This is a genomic window from Colwellia sp. RSH04 (genome assembly GCF_003545765.1).
Classification (GTDB): Bacteria; Pseudomonadota; Gammaproteobacteria; order Enterobacterales; family Alteromonadaceae; genus Colwellia.
Window position 1 is genome coordinate 375079 of sequence record NZ_QXIO01000001.1, and the last position, 18904, is coordinate 393982.

General features: G+C 36.8%; 16 protein-coding genes. 11 read left to right on the top strand and 5 right to left on the bottom strand.

The genetic code is table 11. The annotated features are described in order from the left end of the window. Positions 1-65: 65 nt before the first annotated feature. From D1094_RS01530 to D1094_RS01540, 3 genes are all read right to left on the bottom strand, one after another. On the bottom strand, positions 66-1112 hold the full coding sequence (locus D1094_RS01530; RefSeq protein WP_182440067.1) for a succinylglutamate desuccinylase/aspartoacylase family protein: 1047 nt from the start codon (positions 1110-1112) through the stop codon (positions 66-68). Then, positions 1109-2584, bottom strand: coding sequence for a hypothetical protein (locus tag D1094_RS01535; protein ID WP_118958311.1), 1476 nt, complete (start codon positions 2582-2584; stop codon positions 1109-1111). The genes D1094_RS01530 and D1094_RS01535 overlap by 4 nt, the downstream gene beginning before the upstream one ends. A gap of 227 nt (positions 2585-2811) precedes the next feature. Continuing rightward, a complete protein-coding gene (locus D1094_RS01540; RefSeq protein ID WP_118958683.1) occupies positions 2812-3906 on the bottom strand; it encodes a glycosyltransferase family 4 protein in 1095 nt (364 codons plus the stop codon). 180 nt (positions 3907-4086) lie between these two features. Here D1094_RS01540 and lpxL point away from each other — a divergent pair, with 180 nt between their 5' ends. Together lpxL and D1094_RS01550 are read left to right on the top strand one after the other, a co-directional pair. Further along, a complete protein-coding gene (lpxL, locus tag D1094_RS01545) occupies positions 4087-5025 on the top strand; it encodes an LpxL/LpxP family Kdo(2)-lipid IV(A) lauroyl/palmitoleoyl acyltransferase (protein WP_118958684.1) in 939 nt (312 codons plus the stop codon). Positions 5026-5143: 118 nt separating this feature from the next. Continuing rightward, positions 5144-5842: a TcpQ domain-containing protein gene (locus tag D1094_RS01550; RefSeq protein ID WP_118958312.1), complete on the top strand. Its 699-nt coding sequence runs from the start codon at positions 5144-5146 to the stop codon at positions 5840-5842. A gap of 54 nt (positions 5843-5896) precedes the next feature. Here the strand turns inward: D1094_RS01550 and glnE are convergent, their stop codons facing one another. Further along, on the bottom strand, positions 5897-8779 hold the full coding sequence (glnE, locus tag D1094_RS01555) for a bifunctional [glutamate--ammonia ligase]-adenylyl-L-tyrosine phosphorylase/[glutamate--ammonia-ligase] adenylyltransferase (RefSeq protein WP_118958313.1): 2883 nt from the start codon (positions 8777-8779) through the stop codon (positions 5897-5899). Between the two features lie 174 nt (positions 8780-8953). On the opposite strand from glnE, the gene D1094_RS01560 reads away from it, so the two are divergent. From D1094_RS01560 to D1094_RS01600, 9 genes are all read left to right on the top strand, one after another. Then, a complete protein-coding gene (locus tag D1094_RS01560; protein WP_310648343.1) occupies positions 8954-9898 on the top strand; it encodes a hypothetical protein in 945 nt (314 codons plus the stop codon). A 26-nt stretch (positions 9899-9924) separates the two neighbouring features. Then, positions 9925-10827, top strand: coding sequence for a DUF350 domain-containing protein (locus tag D1094_RS01565; RefSeq protein WP_118958315.1), 903 nt, complete (start codon positions 9925-9927; stop codon positions 10825-10827). Between the two features lie 111 nt (positions 10828-10938). Beyond that, positions 10939-12630: a polyamine aminopropyltransferase gene (locus D1094_RS01570; protein WP_118958316.1), complete on the top strand. Its 1692-nt coding sequence runs from the start codon at positions 10939-10941 to the stop codon at positions 12628-12630. Positions 12631-12887: 257 nt separating this feature from the next. Then, positions 12888-13301, top strand: a complete 414-nt coding sequence (locus D1094_RS01575; protein WP_118958317.1) for a YjfI family protein — start codon at positions 12888-12890, stop codon at positions 13299-13301. A gap of 43 nt (positions 13302-13344) precedes the next feature. Beyond that, positions 13345-14034: a PspA/IM30 family protein gene (locus tag D1094_RS01580; protein WP_118958318.1), complete on the top strand. Its 690-nt coding sequence runs from the start codon at positions 13345-13347 to the stop codon at positions 14032-14034. A gap of 78 nt (positions 14035-14112) precedes the next feature. Then, positions 14113-14754, top strand: coding sequence for a hypothetical protein (locus tag D1094_RS01585; RefSeq protein WP_118958319.1), 642 nt, complete (start codon positions 14113-14115; stop codon positions 14752-14754). 52 nt (positions 14755-14806) lie between these two features. Beyond that, positions 14807-15124 carry a hypothetical protein gene (locus D1094_RS01590; RefSeq protein ID WP_118958320.1) on the top strand — a complete coding sequence of 106 codons (318 nt, stop codon included), beginning with the start codon at positions 14807-14809 and terminating at the stop codon, positions 15122-15124. A 234-nt stretch (positions 15125-15358) separates the two neighbouring features. Next, a complete protein-coding gene (locus D1094_RS01595) occupies positions 15359-17269 on the top strand; it encodes an acyltransferase family protein (protein WP_118958321.1) in 1911 nt (636 codons plus the stop codon). 362 nt (positions 17270-17631) lie between these two features. After that, positions 17632-17871: an LPP leucine zipper domain-containing protein gene (locus tag D1094_RS01600; RefSeq protein ID WP_259337786.1), complete on the top strand. Its 240-nt coding sequence runs from the start codon at positions 17632-17634 to the stop codon at positions 17869-17871. 80 nt (positions 17872-17951) lie between these two features. Here D1094_RS01600 and D1094_RS01605 read toward each other — a convergent pair whose 3' ends face one another. Continuing rightward, positions 17952-18902, bottom strand: coding sequence for a L,D-transpeptidase family protein (locus tag D1094_RS01605; RefSeq protein ID WP_118958686.1), 951 nt, complete (start codon positions 18900-18902; stop codon positions 17952-17954). Positions 18903-18904: the final 2 nt, after the last annotated feature.

Sequence of the window (18904 nt, forward strand, 5' to 3'; positions counted from 1 at the left end):
GAAAGATGATGTATTAGTTAGAAACGGCTCATTAAAGATGAGCCGTTTTTTTATGTGAAAATTCTTTAACTTTTATCATGAAAAAACGATGACTCTATCGTTGCATAAAATAAACAATCATTATTGGCGATATCTAGTTTAGTGGTCGCCATAAACAACTGCAAAGATTGCTTGGTATAAATACAACCATTTTGTAATGTTAGTAGGTTACAAAGCTGTTCAGCTCCTTGCTCATCTTTAGCCGTTAACGGTAACTCATTATTTTTGTTGTACCATCCAATTAACTCCCCAGCAGCTGTTAACTGGTTATTTAGTTTTTCTATATCGGTTCTTACAGTGATATCTGCGGTGAGTAAGGCGTAATCACCAAACCCTAAGGTAACATCTTGCTTTAATTCTACACGACAAGGAAAGCGATGAATGTCTACTTGAGCTGCATGATGATCAAAAATAACTTCACGGTTAGTAAATCGATTAATCCCGTCAATAGCTATTTGGTGAGAGAACAGCTCAGTAGCACCACCGCATTCTATGGTAACGATAGGAGCAGAAAAGTCCTGCTCCATAATAGCGCCAACATTCAACCCGGTAAGAATCACCTTATTAGTAAACAGTGAGATTAAATCTAGAACCTTATCACTATCTGAAATAGACACGCCAAATGCTGGACTACTGCCTGAGGTGTTATGTAAATCAATAATAGCTTCAGGGTTCACCTCTGATACAGCATCCATTATTTGTTTAGCTCTACGATGAATACCACTATCTGACTCTTTTTTTAGATCGAAAAATCGATTCAAATCTTGGGCTGCATGTAAGTAACGATGAGAAAACTCAGGAAGCAAGTTAGCCGCTTCAGGGTTGCAAATAACAAAGCGTATGTTAACTGCTGGTATAACCTTAGCAAGTAACCATTGGTGCAGTGCAATCATACCAGACGGCTCATTACCATGAATTAATGTGGTAATCACTCTAGTTCGAGTTTTATCAACGCCTTTCACATCAAAAATAGTTAAGCCTGTTAATTGTCTAAGAAACGCTAACGGGTTTGTTGGAATTTCTTTTGCAAATGCTTCATCAACATAAGTGATATGAGGTAAAAATTTATTCATTGCCAGCACCGATACCATTCACTAATAGGCTGGCCTTCAAGTTGGTTAGCATAATAAATTTCTAGTAGTTTTTCGCATGCTTTATCGTTAGGTAATGTTTTTCGTAAATGCATTAATGTCTTTTTAGCCCAGTGTCCGCCAGTAACACCTACAGATAATCTCTTTTGTATTATTTGTAAGTATTTATCACGCTCTTCACAACTCACTCCTAGAGCGCTTAATCCATCATTAGCAATAAGCAACATTTCATCAATGACATTTTTTATCGGTACTTCTACCGGTTTATTTTGATAATTTTGTGGCCATAAAATAGTGGCATCTAAACCATTTTTGGCTGCCCGATAAAAATTATATTTAGCAAATTGGAAAGGAATTCTAGAAATATACTGCTCTATTTTTGGTGCTAAACCTACGGCCATGCCAATGGCAAAAGCGGCATTAGCAGTCATATCAAGAGCTGTTGGGCCTGCAGGTAAGGCACGAAATTCAATCCGTACATGACCATTGCCTGAGGGAGAGTAAATAGGACGATTCCACGGCCAAGTAGTTCCCATATGAAAGTTAAGCTCTGCAAGCTCTGGATTTTGCTCATAAGCTTTTTCAGGAAACGATTCAGGCATTATCGGTTGATATAAATTAACGGTTTCAGAGAATAACTCCCACGCTCCTTTGCGTACCCAACCATGACCAAAAGTAACTCGGGCAGGTTCTCGCCAGTTATTATGATCAGGCATACGACTATCCGTTGATTGTTTAAACAAAGCAACTCGGGTTTCATCCCACGCGCAATGACCTAAAAATACACCTGAGTTGGCAGAAATAGCCAATGACATGGGCAAGCTGAGCTGGGCTGCATTAAAGGTATCTGCAAACTGTTCTTTTTCAGTCATTAAATGGACTTGAAAAGACGTATTCGCGCCTTCGGTACACAGCTCTGACGTATGAAAATCAATGGGTTCATCGCCATCAATTTTTATATGAAAAGGTTCGCCCCGAAGTTTACTTAACTCTCTTGCCAAGGATTTATAACGACCTAAATTGGTCATGTACTCATTTGAAAGATGGTGTTCAGCTAAGGTAGGTAAAATACCAATAGCAACAGGTCTTGTCGCTAATTTAGCTGCCGTTGAATTTAAATGAACAAATTTTGCTAAAATTTCCTGAGTTAACTGACTAAAAGGCTTACCTGCTGCTTTAACTGGAGATAGGTTTAATTCAAGGTTATAAGTGTTTAACTCTGACTGGAACTGCTCATCTTTTAGCAGTGCTAATAATTCAAGGTTGACTGGGCTTACTTGATGCTGAGCATTCATTAAGTAAACCTCTAATTCAGCGCCAATATAAATATCGCCTTGGCCAAAGGTAGGTTTAGCAATAACTTGCTTTAAGGTATCAAGTTGATCATGAATTTTACGATTAAAATTCGCATAATCATCAGCACTATAGTCTTGTTCGACAACATTCCGTCCCATATCCTACTCGCCTTATAGAAAAACTATAAATAAAGATGGTATGTTTTAGACTATATGAAAAATAATATTTATTCTACTGATATGAAATTAATGGCTTTTAAATATTAATTACAGGCATATATAGTAACTTATGCATATTGTTTGAATGCGAAAAAAACAAACAAGAAAAATAGCAGATACGATATGTGTTAGAAAATGCACTTAAACTTATAAAATAACAGACAAAACTACATCAAACTTCTGAAGAAATTACAAAGCTCATTCGCCTCACGCTCAACAGAATAGTGTTCAAGCACACGTTCTCTACCTGCCACTCCCATTTCAGCCAACTTGTCATCATCGCTAAGTAATATTTTCAGTTTAGCTTTAACGGCCTTTGAGTCATTAATAGGAACAACAAAGCCATCAACGCCTTCTCTTACCACCTCAGGCCATGCACCAGCTTGAGATGCAAGTACAGCAGCACCACTACTCATTGCCTCAAGAATCGTTAAACCAAAACCTTCATTTTCACTTAAGGCAACTACTAAAGAAAGTGCGCTAAAAATACCAGGAATATCAGAAAAGTCTTGCTCACCTGCAAACACAATTCTGTCAGATAAATTAGCTTGAGCAATCTGAGCTTTTAATTCATCAACAAACGATTCATTTGATCCAGATATTGAACCGACAATCACTGCGGTATAATCTGGATAATCATTTAAGACATCAATACAACCTTGCACAAAAAGATGCACGCCTTTTTGCTTTCTAACCCGACCTAAAATCGCAATACCACGCTTACCTTTATCTATTCCTTCAGGTAATAGTGATAATGATTGCCACGCTGCCGCTTTATTTTCTGGCGGTACGTATACATCCGTTTTAACACCATGATAAATAATCGCATCAGGTTTTCGATGCAAATAACTTGCTGATGCTTTACACATGGCTAATACCGCATCCATCCTATCGGTTAACCATAAAGTAAAGCCTGAGCGATAACGTTGAGCCGCAGAACTAAATACCACTTTTATTTTTGCTCTAAACACATATTTCAAAATCAACGCTTGTATCATTTCATCAACACGGCGAGCATGAAAAATTCTAAACTTTCCATTCTTTAGCGGTTTTCGACACATACTTGCTACCTGCCAAAAACTAATCGCTAAACTTGAGTCAGGTAAATGATGTTTGCCCATAACACGTAAGTTAATCAATTCACGCTGATGAGATAATACTTGTAACATGGTCGAGGTAACCCCTGAAAAGTTACTATTTGAGTTACCTATAATTAACTCTACTTCAGATTCATTATCGGTTTGGTTTGTGTTACTTGTCATTAATAAACTCATTAATTCAACTGTTATCGTTTGAAAGAGGTATTCTACTGTAAAACAGACCAATCAAAATAGTGCTTTTACAAAAAACATCAACCTTTCTCCTGGTAACAGCTATTCGCTATTCTCATTTACTTGGGTATAATCAGCGCCAGCATCAAACAAGCCGAAGTGATACCTGTAGTGAGCAGAAATAAAGTTTTACAGCCCGATTTCAAATTATCCTTTTTATTACCTAAGTATTGGCCAACTTGGATTGGTGTTTTTATTCTGTACAGCATTTCTTGGTTACCATATAAACTGCAACTGTCTTTAGGCCGACTTATCGGGCGGTTATTATTCAAGCTGGGTTCAAAACGTCAACGCGTCGCCTTAACTAACCTTAGGTTATGTTTCCCTGAAAAAGATGAAGCTGAATTACAGCGCATTTTAAAGGCAAATTTTGAAAACACAGGTATCGCATTGCTTGAAACAGGCATGGGCTGGTGGTGGCCAGATTGGCGCGTTAAACGGAAAATGACAATTAAAGGCTTGCATCATTTAGAGAAAGCCAAAAAAGAAGGGAAAGGCGTTTTACTACTTGCAATGCATTACCTTAGTGTGGAAATGAATGCTCGTGGCGTAGGTTATGGTCATCCTATGGTTGTTTTTTACCGTCCACATAACAACCAACTAATGGAATACTTTCAATTTAGAGGAAGAGGTCGTTCCAACAAGTACATGCTTGGCAAACGTGATGTCAAAGGTTTAATTAAAGCACTGCATGACGGAGAAGTATGCATTTACTTACCCGATCAAGATTATGGCAGAAATCGTAGTCTTTTTGTGCCATTCTTTGGCGTAAAAGAAGCCGCATCGACAACAGGTACGCTTATTTTTGCTAGACAAAAAAATGTTGAAACCATGATGATAGTGCCAATAAGAAACGATGATGGGAGTGGCTATACCCTTGAAATATTACCGCCATTCGAAAACTTCCCGACAAATGATGACATTGCCGATGTAACTAGAGTTAATCAAGAATTAGAAAAAGCCATTTCAGTAAAGCCTGAACAGTATATGTGGTTACATAGACGTTTCAAAACAAGACCTAACCCAGAAGATCCTTCCTTATACAAATAACAGAGATAAAGTTAAGAAAATAGTGATAAAAACATAAATAACCAGCCAAAGTTTGTATAAATAAACTTCTTTGCGTAAAGTTATAAATACTATAACTATTTAAGGCATTGATGAGATAATGAATTTTTGGCTGCGTAATGTCATTCTGGCAATTATATTATCTGGATTAGCATGGGCATTCTTTGCCAACCAAGATTTTCTATTATCACTTGATGGCTCAATGGCTCAAGCCGAAGTTGAAGAGCAACCCTCGGTGATTGACAAAGCACCAACGGAAGCTTACCAAGCTGTTAATACTAATAAAGCAAAAGTTGCCACACCAAAAACCACCAATAAAGCTGCCATTGGTCTATCAAAGTTTTACGCTAATTTACATGGCGACATGGATGATGAAGGACCCCAAATTAAAAACAATATTGTTTACTTACCCGATCCTAAAGGTGATTTAGACAAATTGTTACAAGCAAGGGAAATGATTGTTCGCCCATATAAAAAGAATTGGCAAGGCAGCATTGAATCTCGCCCCTTTAGAAAAGGACAAGCATTAAACATTAAACTGGCTGAGTATACTGAAAAAGCAGGAATTGAGCTTATTTGGTGGCTAAATCGAGACTTTATTGTTAAAGACCCTTTTCGTATTAAAAAAGATCTTTTGTCGACCGCTTACCAAATAGGAAAAGCCGTTGAAGGTCACTTTGAAGAGGGGCTAGCGATATATTTTTGTAATCGCCAGCGCACTATTGTCATTATCGAAGATGAAAACAACCCTTTTCTTGATGAAGAATGCATCCGTCAAGGCACTGAAAAGCTTTATTAATTTCGTATTTATTCATCCTTTAGGTATATCCCTTAGCGCAAATTAACTTAAACATTATGGCAAATACTTTTGCCATAATGACGCAATCACTTGTTGGTTTTCAAAATCTACCTGAGATATGCTTTGCTCTGCATTTTGCATACTCGCTTGATGACCTAAAGCTCTTAATTCCTGATAAGTTTCGTTTAGTACCGAGCTTTCTTGTGCTGATAGAATAGCCTCTTTTGCTAACTGCTTATATATTCCAATATTATCCGCATGCTGACATAAAGCTAAGTGTTGATGACAGTGAGCAAGCACTAAGTATTGAGCTAAGAACTCAATATCAACTAAGCCGCCAACTCCTTGCTTTATATCGACTAAATCTTGTGTTGATTTATCAAGGTGTGTACGCATTTTTTCGCGCATCTCTTTCACGTCATGGTTCAGCTTTTCAGTATCTCTTGCTAATGATAAAACCTCTTTTCTAATTTCTGCAAACTTATCGCGTGTTGTTTCACTACCATATATCATTCTAGCTCTGACAAGAGCTTGGTGTTCCCATGTCCAAGCATCCTCATGCTGATACTGTGCAAACGTATTAAGATGAACAACTAAAACCCCTGAATTGCCAGAAGGCCTTAAGCGCATGTCTAGTTCATAAAGAATTCCGCTACTCATTCGGGTGTTAAAGATATGCATAATGCGTTGAGCTAACTTCATATAGAACTGACTTGCTGAAACCGATTTATCACCAGTTGTCATCTCATCACGTTCACTTTGATGAACAAAAACTAAATCTAAATCAGAGCTATAACCCAATTCACTGCCACCTGTTTTACCATAAGCGATCACACCAAAGTGATTTTTATGCGCAATATTTTGGTCATCCGCACATGAGCTGGGCACGCCAAATCGTTGCGCGACTTGTTGCCAAGCGATACTGATAACTTCATCAACAATCGCTTCGGCTAATGCAGTAAGGTGTTGGCTGACTTGATTCACCAAAAGCACGTTTGCTATATCTGCTGCGGCAATGCGTAACTGCTGAGATTGTTTAAATTGTCTTAATGCCTCCATTTGCGCTTCTAAATCATCTTCAGGTATCCGTAACATTCGCTCACGCAACTCTAATGCATAAGCGCTAAGCTGTGGTGGGTTATGCAATAGTTTAGGATCAATCAATTCATCTAATAATATTGGGTATTTGGCAATATAATCTGTGACCCAACTACTTGCCTGACATAAATGAATCAATTGTTTTAGCGCCCCTTCATTTTCAAACAATAATTCAAGATATGCAGTACGGGTAACAATTTTAGTGAACACATGCAATACACGCTCAAGCATAACCTCTGCTTGTGCTTTGTCTTGAATATGACAAATCAGCAATGGGATCAGTTTTTCAAGGACTTGTCGTCCTCGATTACCTAAACTTCTCTTTTCTGTTTCTTGTCGAAAATCACTTAAAAGTGACCAAACTTTTTCACTACTCCAAGGTTTCTTTTCTTGATCTAACCATGCAACAGACTCTTCATCACTCCAACGACTTAACCATAAGGTAGTCCAATGTTCATCAAGCACTTGATGATTTGGGCTTTCAATGCCAATAAGCAAGTCAAACTCTTGATGAACAGCATCCATATGCCCTTGCAATACACTTAAAAAGTCAGTCCAGCTTGCAATATTTAAGACCGACAATATACGTTGTTGATTAATTTCATCATCAGGTAACGTTTGTGTTTGTTTATCATCTAAGGCTTGAATGATATTTTCAACACGTCTTAAAAAACGGTAGGCCTTTTCGAGCACATCTCTACTAGAAGCGCTGATTTCACCTACCTCAACTAATAATGGCAGTACGGTTAGCAAACGTCTTTGTTGCAACGACTTATCTCTACCGCCTCGTATTAATTGAAATACTTGAACAATAAATTCAATTTCACGAATCCCACCAGCACCCAATTTAATGTTATTCACTAATTGCTTACGTCGAACTTCTTGAGAAATCATCATTTTCATACGGCGCAAGCTATCTATCACACTAAAATCGATGTAGCGTCTGTAAACAAAAGGTCGCAGCATGGTTGATAACGTATCATGATAAGGGCTTTTACCAATCAAACGTGCTTTTAACATGGCATAACGCTCCCAGTCTCTGCCCTGCTCTTGATAATAGTCTTCCATCGCATTAAAAGTGAGAACCAAAGGACCACTTTCACCAAAAGGTCTTAAGCGCATATCAACCCGATATACAAAACCATCTGCTGTTACTTGATGTAACGAACTAATAAGCTTTTGTGCTAAACGGGTAAAAAATTGTTGGTTATCCAGTGTTCTACGACAATTAATTGTCTCGCCACTTTCAGGGTAAGTAAAAATTAAATCGATATCTGATGAGAAATTAAGTTCTTTCCCGCCAAGCTTCCCCATGCCATAAACCAACAAAACTTGTTCTTCACCTTGAGCATTGACTGGTGTACCCCATTTGCTCTGACAAAAAGTTGTTAACCAATGCAAACTCGCTAAAATAAGCTCATCTGCCAATGACGATAAACAAGCAAGTGAAGTGTCTAACTCAATATCAAGTACCATATCTGCCATAGCGATAAGTACCATATGTTGTAAACGAAAACGCCTTAACAAACGGTGTAACTGCACTTCATCTTGACAATCACTGAGCAGTTCACTTAGTAATACCTGATAATTAGGCATTGTAAAATTATCTTTATTATCAAATAGCTGAGTGTTATAAAGTGCGAGTACTAAATCAGGAGCTTGTTGAGCACTTTTAAAAACGAAGTCGCTAAGGGTAATTGCTTTTTTAAATTGGCATAACTGGTTTTCAGATAACTGCTCAGCAAAATTTGGATGTTGCTCAGTAAAATGTTGCCATTTTTTTTCTGACAAAACAGTTAACGGCTCAGATAAAGATGATATTGATTCAGAAGAATTCATGGGCATTCCTATGTCGGCTATAGACATAATATGTCAATGGTGATATTAATAAGAAAATCAGTAATAATGTGATAACTTAGCATTTTTGAGGAGATAATGGCATAAATGCAGGCCTTTAATAGAGTTTTTTTATTCTGCTGCGGATTAAAACGTTACTTTAAACAGTGTGTTGCCTTGATAACAGTTCTAATGTTGTCTGCTTGTGGTGGTGATCCTGTGAAAGAACAAATAACCCAGCAGCTACCAATCACCGAGCAAAGAGTGGCCCAACTAGGCCAAGCACTCGAGAATGGTGATATTCGTAATGCTAATTTAATTCAGCAATATGCTGAGAAAGTATTAGCCTTAAAACCTAACCTGTCACCTTTAGTTGCAGAGTTTCAAAAAGATGCATCAGTTCAAGGGCCAATGTACAAAGCCCTGTTAGATAGAGTAGCTACGGCAAAAGAACAACCACAAATGTTCGAATCAAGTCAGGCACTTTACAATGAACTACTTAATATTTACCAAGCGGCAGATCCTGTACTTTACTCTGATGCATTAAGTGATCCTCTTAATGTTTTAGCCGATATGTCTGATGGTGAGCTTCCGCGCATAAATTCGCTTGCCAAAGATCAAAGTATGCTTGCTAACAAAGCACAAGATTTTGGCGTTGGTGAGCAATTAATTGGTAATCCTAATTACGGCCAATGGACAACAGGCAGTAACGGTATGTCATTTTGGGCTTGGTATGGTATGTACTCAATGATGGGCGATTTGTTTGGTCGTCGTACTTATTATAATGATTGGGGCAGATACCGTAACTATAGTTATTATAACGATTACGGTAGAACCCGTTATAGCTCCCCAAGCCAATTGAAAAAACAAACCAAACTTGACAGTAGAGTGAAAAAATCTTTCGCTAGCAGAGGACAAAAATATACTAGCCCTTACAGTAAAAACCGTAGCGGTTCATCAAGTTTATCAAGCCAAAGTAAAACAGCACAAACCAGCGCTAATCGCTTTCGTAGTAACACCGTGAAAAAAAGTAGTTATGCGAAAAAATCTAGCTCAAGTAAAAATTCAAGCTTTCGCAATAGTAATACCAACACGTCACGCGGCTTTAGCCGAGGCAAGTAAGAATAATAGGATACATAGGACAATTTATGAATACATTTATAGAACTCGTTGGTGTTAATCAGGAGCTACTGACTTATTTAGCTATCGATGTCACTATCGCAATAATTTTACTAGGCGCAATGCGCTTTTTCACTGGCCTATCGGCTAAAGTTAATACCACGGAAGAATTAGCGCAACATGACAACTTCGCGTTTGGTTTAAGTGTCGCAGGCAGTATTTTAGCACTAGGTATTGTACTTACTGGTGCAATTACTGGTGAAGCAGCCAGTAGCTACCTTATGGAAGTTGTTGGTATGTTTGCCTATGGCGCATACGGTTTAATTTTGATTAAAGTTGGCCGTATAGTTCATGATAAAATTGCCTTACAGCACCTAGATAAAACCGCTTTAATTAAAGAAAAGAACTTAACCATTGGTATTATCGATGCCGCTGGCGCAATTGCTACAGCTATTGTCATTCGAGCGGTACTGCTTTGGGTTGATGGTTTGAACCTGAGTACTTTCATTGCAATTACCAGTGGCTTTATTGTTGCTCAAGCGGTCTTGGTTATTGTGACACGCATTAGAGAAAATCAGTATGCAAAAAACAATCAAGAAGATTGTCTACAAGAAGCATTAAGTAAGGGTCAGCTAGCGCTTGCTATTCGTTATAGCGGACAAGTTATAAGTACTGCATTAGCTGTAACAGCAGCGAGCCACTTTTTAATTTACAGCCCTGAAACGCTAGTTATGAACTTACTTGGCTGGTTAATCATTGGTATTGTCATGACGCTACTTGTTGCCATCTTAACAGCAATTGCTAAACGCATTGTCTTATGGGGTATTAACTTAGTTGAAGAAGTTGATCAACAGCATAATATTGGTGTTGCGAGTATTGAAATGGCAACCAGTATCGCTATCGCACTTATCTTAACGGCCTTAATGGCGTAATTCATCTTAGATATTAATCGATGAGTAAAATAAAAGTAAGCAAAGAAATTTGCTTACTTTTTTACTTTCTGCAATATCATTTTCATTAACTCTATTTAATTTACTCATAATATGACGAGCAAAAAAAGCTACTATCTCGACGATACTTTATTAATACTTACCATGGCAGTGCTCGCTGGCTGTGGTTTGGTTTATGAATACCTACTTTCTCACTACGCAGGAAGAGTACTAGGCGTTATGGAGAGCACTATCTACACCATGATAGGCCTAATGATTGTTTCTATGGGGCTCGGTGCTTTTGCAGCACGAAAAGTAAAATGTGCTTTTAACGGTTTCGTTTGGCTAGAGTTAATTATTGCCCTATTAGGCAGTATTGCTATTTTACTTATCGGTGGATTGATTGCTATTACCCAAATCTTCCCGCATATAATCGCTGATATGTTTGCAATGCCGCCTGATATGCTGCCCCAAGGTGGGATCTTTAAGCAATTAAACTGGTTAGCAATGAAAACACCTTACCTATTCGGTGTGTTACTTGGTTTTTTTATTGGCATGGAAATACCGCTTATCGCCCGTATTCGTGAAGACATACACCAAAAACACCTCGTTAATAATTTAGGGACAATTTATGGTGCTGACTATGTTGGCGCAGGCATTGGTGCCGCCGTTTGGGTATTATTTTTATTAAGTATTGATATCAGTAAAGCGGCAGCATTAACGGCCAGTTTAAACCTCATCGCTGGTGCCTTTTTTATTGGTCGATATTGGCAAAGGTTAACGTGGAAAAAAACCTTTGTTAGCTTACATATAGCATTAGCACTTATTATTGTCATCATGTTCAATTATGGCAACCAATGGCTTAACCAGATGAATAGTCTGTTATATCTGGATAAAGTGGTTCATACCCAAAAAACCCGCTATCAACAACTCACTTTTACTCAGCGTTATATGGGGCTTGAAAATAGCAGTATAATTAACTTTTATTTAAATGGTCGTTTACAGTTTTCATCGATAGATGAACATATCTATCATGACTACCTCGTAGCCCCTGCACTCGCAGCCTCAGCGCGACAAGAACATATATTAATTATTGGAGGGGGCGACGGTTTAGCACTTAGGGATATTTTAACCTATAACCCTAAAAGCGTTACTTTAGTTGATTTAGATAGTGAACTGATTGATATTTTTCAAAACCCTCATCAATTTGTTGAACACGATTTAGCTGAAAATATCATTCACTTAAATCGAGCGAGCCTCCAAGATGAACGAGTGACCATTAAAAGAGCCGATGCTTTTATTGAAATAAATGAATTAATTAAACAAAGAAAAGTGTTCGATAGCATTATTGTTGATTTACCTGATCCGAGCCATCCTGATTTAAATAAACTCTATTCTGTAAACTTTTACGCTAGATTAAATCAGTTACTTTCAGGTGATGGTTTAATATCGATACAATCAACTAGCCCTTATCATGCTAAAGACACTTTTATTTCTATAGGAAAAACCGTCAAAGCAGCAGGTTTTGCCTCTGTAGAACAATATCATGACAATGTACCAAGCTTTGGCGAATGGGGCTGGACTATTGCAGCTAAAAATGGCGCAAGCCCATCAATGAGGTTGAATCAGCTGTCTCAACTGAGTAAAGCACATCAATGGTTGAACCTAGAAACGTTAAAAGCTGCTTTTATTTTTCCAAAAAACTTTTATTTAAATAAAGAGGATATTAAAGAAAATACTTTAGGCAGTCATACTATTTATCAGTTACATCAAAATGCATGGAAAGATCAACAAGGACTCAATTAGGAAGAAATAGATAACAGATAACAGAAAACAGAAAACCGATAGCAAGTATTAAGGCGTGTTGACCTTTGTTGATATTTTCAGCAATGCACTAAAACACCTTTAATCACAAATTAATTTAAAATAATCACAATTGAACGCTTGACATAATATGTCAAAGTGTTAAATTTAACCAAGACGACATAATATGTCATCGATACTTACCGATATAATCAATCATTATAATACGTAAGTTTATTTACAATAAGGATAGGAAATACATGAATATTCATACTATAGCCGATCATTTAAACAGTTTGGCAGATAATTCAGACACAGGAATGAGCTTTGATTGTCAACCAATCTCAGGTGAAGTGGATGTACTGCAAATCAGTATTATTGGCCGTGAAGAAATCCCAGTGTTTGTATCGGTTACGGAAGATCAAATTCTATGTATTAGCTACTTATGGGGTGTTGACGAAGTGAAAAGTGACTCTGTAGCAGCTATGCATGAAAGCATGTTGGAAATGAACATTCCAATGCCATTATCATCATTCTCAAAAATTGGTGATAAATATGTAATTTTTGGCGCGCTATCAATCAACTCTAGTTTTTCAGATGTTGAGCATGAATTAGCCGTACTAAGTAACAATGCCCTAGAAGTAATTGATGATATGAGTGACTACTTAAACTAAACAGACAAATTACTAGTTTTTGTTAGCTTATTTGGAGAATAAAATGAGTATATTTAAAAAGATAATGACAGCTGTTCGTGGTGGTGCTTCTGAAGCTGGTGAAGCGATTATTGATGCCAATGCGACTCGTATTTTCGAACAAGAGATTCGTGATGCAGAAAATCACTTAACAAAAGCAAAGCGTGACTTAACTGGCGTAGTTGCTGAACAAATGGCTGCTCAACGTGAAGTTGAACGCTTAAACCGTGAAATTACTGAACATGAAGGCTATGCAGGTCAAGCCCTTGATAAAGGCGATGAAACATTAGCTTTAGCGGTAGCTGAAAAAATTGCCACACTAGAAGGTGAACTTGCTACGCAACAGCAAGCACTAGCAAGCTTTACTGGCAATGCTGATAGACTAAAAGAATTAGTCAAGAAAAGTGAACGCCAAGTTGCTGAGCATAAACGTCAACTTTCTATGGTGAAAACGACCGAAAGCGTGCAAAAAGCTACCTCAGCGATTACTGATAATTTTTCATCGAGTAACTCAAAGTTACTTAGTGCAAAAGACTCATTAGAACGTATTAAAGCGAAGCAACAAAAATTTGATGATAAAATGAAAGCTGCTGAAATGCTTGAATCGGAAGATTCAGATGTATCACTTGCTGCACAATTAAAAGAAGCAGGCATCGGTGCTCAAGATAGCAGTGCAAACTCTGTGCTTGATCGCATCAAAGCGAAGCAAAAGTAACCATTATGTTTGCTAACGAAAACGAGCTACTCACCTAGCTCGTTTTGTTGTTTTCAATGACGTAATAAAGGCTAAAAAATGAGTTTTCTAAATAAACTATTTAATAAAGAAAAGAAAAGTGAGCGAAAGCTAACTCAGGTTAATCAATTACTTGTTGGTGATATCATTGTATTAACTGACAGCTTTGCACTTCCAGAAACATTGCGTGGCCAACAGTTTCAAGTAAAAAGCATCAATAGTTATGAGTTTGAACATAGCGTGCAAACTGAATGGCAATTATTAGGCACTAATAATTTAGAGCTATTCCTATCTCTTGATGTTGAAGATACCACTGAATTAAAGTTTTCTATTAAAATTGCTCATGAAGACGTTGAAAGCTTATTTGATTTAGATAAATTCTCAGAAATTTTTGAAGAGCCTGGTCAAGCCTTCCTTGATAAACAAGCTGATACCGATTTAACGAGTGATTGGTCTAGTGAGCAGTATCAGCAAACTACCTTTGCCAAAGTTGGCTACTTCCACCGTAAAGATCACCGCAGCGAAAACTTATCTGCATATCAAGGTAAAGGTAGCGGAGAGCAGTTTGAACAATATGTGCTTTATAACAAAGATCAAAGTAAAGGTATTGATATTGAAGTGTGGGATGATGGTGATACTGAAGTGTGCTTAACACTTTTTAGACCATTAACAGATATTGTTGATATGTACCCAGCCAGTTAATTACCCGAAATAACAAATATCATTCGATTTTTTCAACCTTTGGATAACAAGTATGAGCAGAAAAATACCTGATAAATGGCAATCTTCAGTTAAAGCAATGAAAGCCGTGCAAGTTGCTTTTGACATGGATGAAAAAATTCAACTAGCCATAAGAAAGCAAGCCTTAGAAGCAGGCCTTAGCCCTTCAGATCAAATACGAGATATACTGGGTTTACCTGTCAATAAACGCCCTAAAAGACCTAGACTAACAGTTAGCCTAGCACCAAGTGATTACGAAGTTTTAGCTAAGAAATACGGTTTGGCTGTTGATGAACAGCTAGAAATAAAAAAGCGACTCATGGATGATTTAATTCAACACATTACGATGTAAATCTACTTAATGGGTACCGCTTAAAATTTTTAGAGAGAGTTTTTTATACTCTGAAAAGCACTTAATTATTTGATCTAATTACAATCATCATTCTAGGGTGCATTGACCTTTCAACTACGAATTAAGCATAAATATAATTAGGCATAGCTATTATTTAAATACTACTACTTGTTTTCACCTATTAAGTGTGGAGAATACTCGCTTATAGCTAAATTTTTATAGAGAAGATATACATTGCAGTTTAAACAAAATATCAATGGTCTAAGGGCTGTTGCAGTTATAGCCGTTGTTTTGTATCACTTTTCTACCACCTTACTTCCTGGCGGCTTTGCTGGCGTAGATATATTCTTTGTTATATCTGGTTTTTTAATGACCAGTATTATAATGCAAGGGATTACCAAAGATAATTTTAGCTTGGCTAAATTTTATAGTGCTCGCACAAAGCGTATTATTCCGCCTCTTATTTTTCTTTGTATCATATTATTGCTCTTTGCTTTCTTTTTCTTATCACCACTCACCTATCAAGCGATTGGTAATGAAGTAGCTTATGCTATTAGCTTTTTATCAAATATTGAGTTTTATCGAAACGCAGGATACTTTGACTCTATCGCTCAAGAGAAATGGTTATTACACACTTGGTCGCTGTCAGTTGAGTGGCAGTTCTATTTACTTTATCCCTTAATTATTCTCCTTTTTAAGAAACTCTCTGGTATTGAGAAAATAAAATTTTATCTACTCGGATTAACACTTACCAGCTTCTTGTTAAACTTGTATCAAAGTTATAACCATCCAACGGCAGCCTTTTATTTATTACCCGCTAGAGCATGGGAAATGACCCTAGGTGGCTTAATATACTTTTACCCTTGGAAATTGAGTAACAAGCATAGTAAATTATTAGAAATCTGTGCTTTAATTTTATTTTCTTATGCATTCATCAATTTAAATAAAGCTGATTATTGGCCTGGATATTTAGCCTTAATACCTGTTATTGGTACCGTATTATTTATTCAAGCTAATAGGAACGATTCTTGGTTAATAAACAATAGAATAATGCAGTTTATTGGCAGAAGCTCTTATTCAATCTATTTATGGCATTGGCCTATTGTTGTTTACTTGTATAGTAATGACTTGATGACCTCCAATAACATTATACTCGGTATTAGCTTATCGTTTTTATTAGGTTTCGCTTCATATTATAGTATTGAGCAAAAATTGAAGTTGCCAGTAAAAGCGATTCTAACAACAGCTTTATGTGTTGCTATTTTGGGGTTTGGCGTAAATAAAACTATCGGTTTATACCAACTACGATTAGATGAACAGCAACAAAGTCAATTTTCAAAACTGCTGACAGCAAAAGATGACTGGGGCTACTTAGGTAAAAAAGCAGCAAATGGCTTATATACAGCTAAAATAGAAAGTGAAGGCAATAAGAGTACACTCTTTTTAGGAGATAGCTTAATAGAACATTATTACCCTAAGGTCTTACAATTGAGTACCGAGCAGGATATAGGCTCAGTGACTTTTCTTACTCGAGCGGGTTGTATCCCTATCAGTGGAATGTACCGTAAAGGTCGACTTTGTGGCTTTGAAAACTTACTTCAACAGTTAGAAGACACTCATTATGATCAAATTGTATTAGGGGGCAACTGGTTTGAATACCTCAGTTTTTCATCAAAAGAGTTGTACTATGTGGCTAATGATCCCGCTTATTATTTAATAGAACATGAAGGTAGACATTACTCTTTGGCTGAAGAGGAAGGATTACAGTTTGCGATGCAAAAAATAGAAGATTTAATCACCATGCTAAACGCACATACCAAAAAACTCTATTTTTTATTACCCACTCCGCAAGGAGTAATGTTCTCTCCTAGCAATGCCGACAAAGATATTTGGCAAAAAAATATTTTAAGACAAAGCTTTTCAGTAAATCATTTTAAGAAAAAACATCAGCAATTTTATACCTATATGAATAAGATCTCCGATAAGTATGATATTGAACTTATAGATCCCATAGATACGTTATGTTCAGATCACGAATGTAAGGTTATGAGTAATAGCCAAGAATTTTATTATAAAGACTATATACATTTAAGGCCTTGGTATGTAATAAAATATGCTAATTATATTAATGACTTGTTCAAATAATTGAGAGTCTGTTTATCATGCAAGGTATGCAAACTTATAAGATGAGTTAAATAGTTTACTGCACAATAACAAAAAGACGCTTAAATAAGGGATGCTTATTAATAAGCATTCTCGGTTAACGATGAATATTCCGCTGTTGATTGTGTATTGCTTGCTGAAAAATATGGTTTAGATGTGCTCAAAAAAACTTAAATAACTAAGAAACTTATGAGCGATTAAATTAACCATGTTTCTACCGAAGCCCCCATGTAATATAGCTAAAACGGAACATTAAAAACAAAGATATTTTTTTATGCATCAATACTTTTTTATGCCATAATTGAGTCGGTTATTATATTAAAAACAAACTTAGGGATATCATTATGTTAATGAAAAAAATTGCAATTGTTGCCTTTGCAGCTGCAGTAACAGGCTGTTCTAATACTAGTGCTTTAGAAGAGAACATTACCTCTTTAACAAACAAAGTCGATGCGTTATCTACGCAAGTTGCTGATTTAGAATCACAACAAAAAGCAATTAGCAAAGATGTTAGTGCAGCTAAAGAAGCGGCTAAAAGTGCAAATGATAGAATTGACAATGTCGTTTCTTCATATAAAAAATAATCTATTGGTTTTCCCATCTAGATACTAAAAAAGCACTCATGAGTGCTTTTTTGGTATCTGAACTCGAGTGTTTAGATACTTTACTGTATCAATTCATCTTGGCGAGAGCTTTCGCCTTCCTCATTTTCTTCTAATTCAATTACTAGGCCTGTCGGTTTTTCTATGACAGGTAGAAGTTGATGCCAATAGCTTCTATTTGAGCCTACAAAGCGTTGAACTGCATTGGCAAGTTTTATGGTCGGCTTACCTGGCTCTTCAGTTAACGGTTCATGAATTTCTATTAACTGTTGCTGACCATTTTCATAAGACATTTTAATCGGTTGATCGATGATCCTCACTCTTGTTTGCAATGGGACATTTTCATATAGCCATTTAATATCTTCATCATACATCCGAACACACCCTGAGCTTGCTCGCATGCCAATACCAAAGCGTTTGTTAGTTCCGTGAATCAAATATTCACTGGTGCCTAACCTTAACGCATATTTACCAAAAGGATTACTTGGCCCAGCAGGGACTTCATCAGCTAAAATAATGCCTTTTTCTGTTAAGTATCGCTCTTTCATCGCTTTGGTCGGCCGCCAGACAGGATTTTTTCTCTTCTCACTAATATAACTAGTCGCTTTAGGCGTTGCTAAGCCTTGTCGCCCAATTCCAACGGGAAATACATGCACTTTATTTTTATTAGGATCAAAGTAATATAACCTTAATTCTGGCAGGTTAACTACAATTCCTTCACGCTTAATAAAGGGTAAAAGCATCGCTGAAGGAATGACAACCTGTGAGCCAACCTCAGGTAAAAATGGATCAATAGTAGGATTGGCAGCGAGTAACGCTAAAAAACCAACATTATATTGTTCAGCAATTTGCTGAAAGTAATCGCCCTGTTTTACATGGTGATATTGTAATTTACCAATTAATCGTTGTTTACCTGCGGGAATATCGTATTCTGCTGCTAATAAATTACCCGTTAACGATAAACAAAAACAAGTAGTAATACAGGTATAAAAAAGTGATTTTAACTGAGTCATAA